This window comes from Streptomyces kebangsaanensis, assembly GCF_001906585.1.
Lineage (GTDB): Bacteria > Actinomycetota > Actinomycetes > Streptomycetales > Streptomycetaceae > Streptomyces > Streptomyces kebangsaanensis.
This window is the reverse complement of record NZ_JUJA01000036.1, coordinates 18,805-25,422: the sequence shown is the minus strand read 5'-3', so window position 1 is coordinate 25,422 and position 6,618 is coordinate 18,805. Positions and strand designations below refer to the sequence as shown.

At 69.7% G+C, this 6,618-nt stretch carries 3 protein-coding genes; 1 reads left to right on the top strand and 2 read right to left on the bottom strand.

The window, feature by feature from the left end; all coding sequences use genetic code 11:
- Together RH94_RS04630 and RH94_RS04625 are read right to left on the bottom strand one after the other, a co-directional pair.
- The coding region (locus RH94_RS04630; protein WP_199880867.1) for an ABC transporter substrate-binding protein at positions 1-1,345 on the bottom strand (1,345 nt) is incomplete at its 3' end.
- A 387-nt stretch (positions 1,346-1,732) separates the two neighbouring features.
- Positions 1,733-4,195, bottom strand: coding sequence for a beta-L-arabinofuranosidase domain-containing protein (locus RH94_RS04625; protein WP_073946373.1), 2,463 nt, complete (start codon positions 4,193-4,195; stop codon positions 1,733-1,735).
- Between the two features lie 451 nt (positions 4,196-4,646).
- Here RH94_RS04625 and RH94_RS42405 point away from each other — a divergent pair.
- Positions 4,647-6,618, top strand: a 1,972-nt coding sequence (locus RH94_RS42405; RefSeq protein WP_073946372.1) for a PA14 domain-containing protein, incomplete at its 3' end; no start/stop codon positions are given.

Genomic DNA, 6,618 nt, shown 5'->3' with positions numbered 1-6,618 from the left:
GGGCCCGCCACTTGTCGAAGATCGACTTCGCCTCCGCCTCCGCCTGGGCCACTGACTCCGTGGGCGACTGCTTGCCCTGGGCCACGCGGGCCATCATGTGCGGCAGGACGAAGCTGGTGACCACCTCGCCGACGGCCGGGTTGGGCGGCCCCGGGTAGCCGATGTCCGCCGTCCACGTCGCCGAGCCCCGCAGCAGTTCGAGTTTGCCGGACGGTCGTGACCCGAACGGATCCGTGGACATCCATTGGTCGAGCTGCGGCACTTCGGCGGGGAAGGCGGGGAAGTTGTACAGCTCCGACTGGTACGTGCCGACCGCGTCGTTGGCCGACAGGTTGAGGAGGAACTCCTTGGCGGCGTCGACGTTCTTCGAGAACCGGGGGACGACGTAGACGAACACGGCGTGCTGGCAGGCGATACCGAGACCTGTCGGGCCCCTGAGCGCGGGTGTGAAGAAGATGTCGTTCGCGATCTCGGGGGCGTCGGATTGCGCGGTGCGGTAGGCGGAGACCGCGTTGAGGATGTAGGACAGGCGCCCGGCGATGAGTCCCTTGTTGTTGGAAGCCGAGTTCCAGGAAAACACCTCCGGGGTCATCGTCTCCTTGTAGAGCCGGGCCATGTACGTGACGGCGGCGATCGTCTCCGGAGAGTTGAGCACCACCTGCTCGAGCTCGTTCTGCACCGATGCGCCGTACGACCAGAGGAGTGCCAGGGCGGCCATGTTGGAGTCGAGCTCGTCCGACATGCCGAGGCCCAGGGGGATGTTGGACTTCCGCTTGACCGCCTTGCCCCCCTCGAGCAGTTCCTCCCAGGTCGACGGACCCTCGCCCATCCCCACCTGGCTCCACAGGCTCTTGCGGTAGTTGCCCGGGTCGGGCACCCAGGCGTGGCCGTAGCCGTAGTACTTGTTGGAGGAGGGGTTGTAACTGGCCTTCTTGCAGAAGGGCTGCTCGAGGCCGAAGCGCTTGACCGCCTCGTCGTGGAGGTCGGAGAGGTCGACGACGTCCGGCTCCAGTTGGGAGGGAGGGCTTATCCATTCGATGAGGTCGTGGCCGGAGCCCGCCGCGATCTCGGCCGTCGTGCGCGCAACCAGTCTCTCCGGGGCGACGTGGTCGACTGAGACGTCCACGCCCACACGTCTTCCCCACTCCTTCGCGCAGGCGTCGAACCATCTGTCGTAGCGAGGCACGTAATGGCTCAGTTGGAGAATCGACAACGTGCCCTTGAGCTTCGTGGTCGGCGTGAGGTGGGCAGTGGTGGGCGCCGGTGGCACCGCGGTGCTCGGGTTGCCGTCCTCTTTGGGGACGTGCCCGGCCGCCATCGCACCGAGGCCCGTCGCGCCTGCCATCCTGAGCAGCCCGCGCCGAGACATGCGTGTCTGGTCCTGCCCCATGCCATTGCCCTTCGGTGTTCCCCCGGATGGTGGAGCCGGGGCTGACTCCACACTGAACCTCACGGCAGGCGGGATCACCTCCAGAGCTGCGTCAAACGGGTGAAACGTCGCACGTCGTCGTCCAAAGGCGTTCACGGGCAGCCCGTGCGGAGCACGTCGTGGCGATCACGGAGCCGGGACCGAGGGTCCCGACGCGACGCCGCCCGCGAGGGCCGTGAGCGCGTCCCGGAAGCAGATCGGTTCCGGTTCGCCACCCTGTCCGCGTCGACACCCCCGTCGGCGCTGGAGCGAGATGCTCCCGGTCACCCCGGACACCCCGCTGTCACCGCCCGGGCCGAGGCCTCACGAAAGCCGGACCCGCCAGGCCAGTACGCCGCCGGAGACGCCGGACCGCAGCCGCACTCGCAGGCGCAGGGCGGTGGCGGTCACCGGCTCGAAGGAGACGCGGTTGAACGTGTCGGTGGCTGTCCCGTACGCCGGAGCGCCGCTCACCGGCTGCCAGGCACCCGCGGGGGACCGGTACTCCAGCTGCCAGGACTGCGGTACCCGGCAGGCACCGTGGCCGGTGTCGTCGTACCAGTACACCGACACCCCGCTCGTGCGGACCGGCTCGGCGTACTCGTACTGCACCCACTCCTCCGTACCGGTCCGGTCCCACCAGGTGAAACGGGGAATGGACTGGTCGAAGGAGTCCTCCGGCTCGGCCGTGGCGTTGATGACCAGGGCCTGGGGGCTGTCCACGCCGCTGAAGGACGCGGTGCACGCGACCCACTCACTTGCCCGCCGCCCCGGTCCCGCCGTGGGAAAGGCGGTGATACGCAGCCGTGCGGCAGCGGACGGGATCAGCGTGATGTGCTCGACCGGCTCGGTGGTGCGCGCCGGGCTCTGCTGGAGCGGTGCCGCCACGTTCTGCTCGTCGGCCTGCCAGGTGGGGATGCGGCGTGCCCTGGCCTTGATGCGCACGGGCGTGCCGGTGTGGGTGAACGGGTTGGCGGCACGGGCGCGGGTGCGCTCCGGAGTGAAGGAGCGGGTGGGGTCCTTCTCGTCCAGTACCAGGGCGTAGTTCCACGGCGAGGCCGGGCGCACCTCGTACTCGGGCCAGTCCGCGGTACCGGCGAACCGCGTCCACGCTTCCTCGATCCGCAGGGAGTAGGTCAGCGGACCGTGGTCGACGGAGACCGAGTCGCGGTTCGCGCCCCAGGTGCGCACGGTGGTGCGCATGGGCAGGCGCAGCTCCACGGTGTCGCGGTGCTGCCAGGGGCGGTCCAGCACCAGGTACCCGCCGCTGCCGCGGGCCCGCACGGATCGGCCGTTCACCAGCACCGAGGGGGCCCGGCACCAGCCCGGCACGCGCAGGTACAGCGGGAAACGCACCGTCCGGGGTGTGGACAGGGCGAAGGCGACGGTCTCGCCGAACGGGTAGTCGGTGCGCTCGGCGATGGTGACCGTGACGCCGTCGCCGACGTCGGCGCGCACCGAGGACTCCGCGTACAGCGAGGCGCACAGGCCGCCGTCGGCGCTGGCCAGCCAGAGTTCCTCGGCGTAGTAGGGCCAGCCCATGCCGTAGTTGTGCGGGCAGCAGCGGTACTGGTGGACGCCGGGCATGTACGCCTGCATGGCGAAGCGGTTGTCGAACTGGCCATGTGACTTGGGGACGTTGTCGAGCTGGATGCCGTTGGCGGAGGTGATGTAGTGGATGCCCTTCTGCAGCGGGTCGAGGGCGGCCGGCAGCATGTTCAGCGCCAGCTCCTCGCAGCGGTCGGCCCACACCGCGTCGCCGGTGATGCGGGTGAGCATCTGATGGCTGTGCATGTACTCGACGATGCCGCAGGTCTCGAAGCCCTGGCGGGGATCGTGGTACCCGTCGCGGGCGTTCTCGTCCCCGGCGAAGCCGCCGCCGGGGAACTGCCCGTACCGGCGCATCACGGTGTCGTAGACGCGGTAGGTGGCGTCGCGGAGGGCCGAGCCGCCGGCCAGAACGCCGTACTGGGCCGGTTCGCGGAAGCCCTGGGCCAGGTTGACGTTGTGCCAGGTGGGTATCGCGGTGGTGTAGTCGGCGCTGTTGGCGTGCATCTTGTGGACCAGGTCCAGCAGCCAGGAGTCGCCGGTGCGGTTGTACAGCCAGTAGGCCGTGTCGATGGTGTCGCCGCAACGGGCGGAGCCCCAGCCCCGGCCGAACAGGGTGGCCGGTTGCCCATCGAGGTATTTCAGCCATCCTCGCAGGGCCGGGACGATCCGGTCGTCGCCGCTGTACTCGTGCCAGGTGCGCAGCGCGTCCAGTACCGGCATGTACGGCCAGAAGTCCGGTCCGCCGTTCAGCGCGGTGCGCAGGGCGGACGGGCCGAAGAAGCCGTCCGGCTGCCGGGTGGCCAGGATGCGGTCGATCCAGGCACGGGTCACCTCCAGCGTCCTGGCGTCGCCGGTGACGTAGCCGAGGTCGCCGAAGCCGCGCAGCCAGTAAGGCAGTTCCTCCCAGCCGTCCCTCTCGGGCACGGCCCATCCGCTGGTGGCCGGGTCGAGGTACTCGGAGACCTCCGGCATGCGCCCGTTGAGTCCGTTCAGCTGGAGGTCGAGCTGTTCGCGCAGCCAGCCCTTGGGGGTGATGCTGCCCGGGGGAAGTCGCAGAAAGGGCTCCTGCCGCAACGGGGCCCGGTTGGCCGGGTGTCCGCCGAGGGCACGGGCGGGGCCGACCAGGTGTACCGGCGGCCGGGGCGCGGCCGCCTGCGCGGGCAGACCCGCCGTTCCCGCCAGTGCGGCGCCACCGGCGACGGCCAGTGAGCGGTTGAGGAACGCGCGACGTTCCATGCGGACGTCCTTCCTGGACTGTCGGAGACGGGACAGGACGGTGGGACGACGGGGAGACCGCCGGCCGGTGGCGGTCGTGGGGGGAGACGGCCGGCCCGTGCGAACCGGCCGACGGCGCTGTGCGGACACGGCATCGGCGTGCCTTATAACGTTGGAGAGATCGCCGCCGAAAGGAATGACAGCACGCGCGAGCAGTCGTGTCCAGACCTCGAATACCCGTCGCTCGCCGCTGACTTGATGCCTACCAGCCGAGACCGTGCCAGTTCGCACCGGTCGGGGTTCGGGGGGCTGGACAGGGTCGTGGAGCCCTGCTTTCATGCTCCCGCGCCGATTTTTCCAACGTTATACAAGAGCGCTTCCGACGCGCTTCCCGCTGTGCCGCGCAGCGTGGGCGTCCCCTTCGGCGCACCAGGTTCAGGTGTGGACAATTTCCGTTACGGAAAGGGTGAGCATGAGCCCGGACAGACTCCGAATACCCTTCCTCGGCCGACTCGTCGCGCTGCTGCCGCTGCTGCTGGGAGCCGCGTTATTGGCGCCGGCCCAGGTCAGTGCCGCACCGGCCGCGGCGTCCCGTCCCTCCGCCGAGGCCGCCGACCTCGGCCTGCGAGGTGACTACTACCGGATGTCCGGTACCACGGCACTGGACTTCGCGTCGTACACCGGCACCCGGATCGACAGCTCCCTCCACGTCGACGACCTGCTGCCCGCGCTGCGCGCCTACGCCGGGACCACAGACAACGTCGCGGTGCGCTGGACGGGGCGGCTCCAGGTGCCCGCGGACGGCGTCTACACCTTCTACATCAAGGGCGACAACGGTTTCCGGATGTCCCTCGACGGGGCGAGTGTGATCGACCACTGGACCACCGACTGGGACGTCCAGACCACCTCCGAGGCGATCACCCTGACGGCCGGTCTGCACGACCTGGCGGTCGACTACAACCAGGGCAACGGCGGTGCCTACCTGCACACCGAGTGGTCGGGGCCGGGCTTCTCCCGCCGGCCGGTCCCCGACTCGGCGCTGCACCTGCCGGCCGGCTTCGCCCCCGCCGACGCCAAGGGCACGGTCGCCACGACCGGCCGGACCGCCACGATCGAACTGCCCTCCGCCGTGAGGGCCGTTCCGGCCGAGGCGGCCAAGCACCTCGCGGTGGTCTCCGGAGGCACCCTCTGGTCTCCCACGGTGGCCAGGGACCCCAAGAACGCCTCCAGGCTCGTGGTCACCGCCGGCAAGGACGACACTCCCGTCGCACTCCACGCCGATGCGCGCATCAGCTACGACGGCAGGGGCGGCATCACCACCGCCGACGGCGAGCTCGGGCCCTTCTCCGTGGTGGCGCAGAACAACTCCACCTGGTACTTCGCCACCAAGTGGGCCAAGGACGTCTCCGCCGACAACGCCCTGCCCGAGTACCCGCGGCCGCAGCTGACCCGCAGGAACTGGCAGAACCTCAACGGCACCTGGCAGTTCCAGGCCACCGAGCAGGACGCCACGCTGCCCACCGGGAAGCTCACCGGGAAGATCCTGGTGCCGTATCCCATGGAGTCGGCCCTGTCCGGCGTCGCCAAGCACCACGACTGGTCGCTGTACCAGCGAACCTTCACCGTGCCGAACGGCTGGAAGGTGGGATCCGGCAACCGGCTGCGGCTGAACTTCGGCGCGGTCGACCACGAGGCCTGGGTCTACGTCAACGGCCGGCAGGTCGCCCACCACACCGGCGGCTACGAGGAGTTCGGCGCCGACGTCACCGACGCGCTCACCGGACGCGGGCAGCAGACCCTGCTGGTGAAGGTCAAGGACACCACGGACGACAGGTACGCGCTCGGCAAGCAGTCCACCAACCCGAGCGGCATCTGGTACACCCCGACCTCCGGCATCTGGCAGACCGTCTGGATGGAGCCGGTCCCCGAGACGGGCGTCGGCTCACTGGTGCTCACCCCGGACCTGGCGGACAAGTCGCTCTCCGTCACCGTGCGTCCCACCGCCGGGACCGCGCCGACGGCGAAGGTCACCGCCACCGCCTACGCCGGCAGCCGGCCCGTGGGATCGGTCACCGGCCGGGCCGGTACCGCGCTGCGCATCCCGATCAGCAAGCCGCGCCCGTGGAGCCCGGACGACCCGTACTTGTACAACCTCAAGGTGACCCTGGACGGCGGGCGGGCCGGAAAGGACGAGGTCGGTTCCTACTTCGGCATGCGGTCGATCGAGGTCGCCCCGGTCGGCGGCGTCAACAAGATCGTGCTCAACGGGAAACCCACCTTCGTGATGGCCACCCTGGACCAGGGGTTCTGGCCCGACGGCCTGTACACCGCGCCGACCGACGAGGCCCTGAAGTACGACCTGGTGGAGCACAAGAGGCTCGGCTTCAACGCGGTGCGCAAGCACATCAAGGTGGAGCCCGCCCGCTGGTACTACTGGGCCGACC

Excerpts from the sequence above, each read along its gene's own strand:
- RH94_RS04625 (WP_073946373.1), bottom strand. The coding sequence starts at position 4,195 with ATGGAACGTCGCGCGTTCCTCAACCGCTCACTGGCCGTCGCCGGTGGC.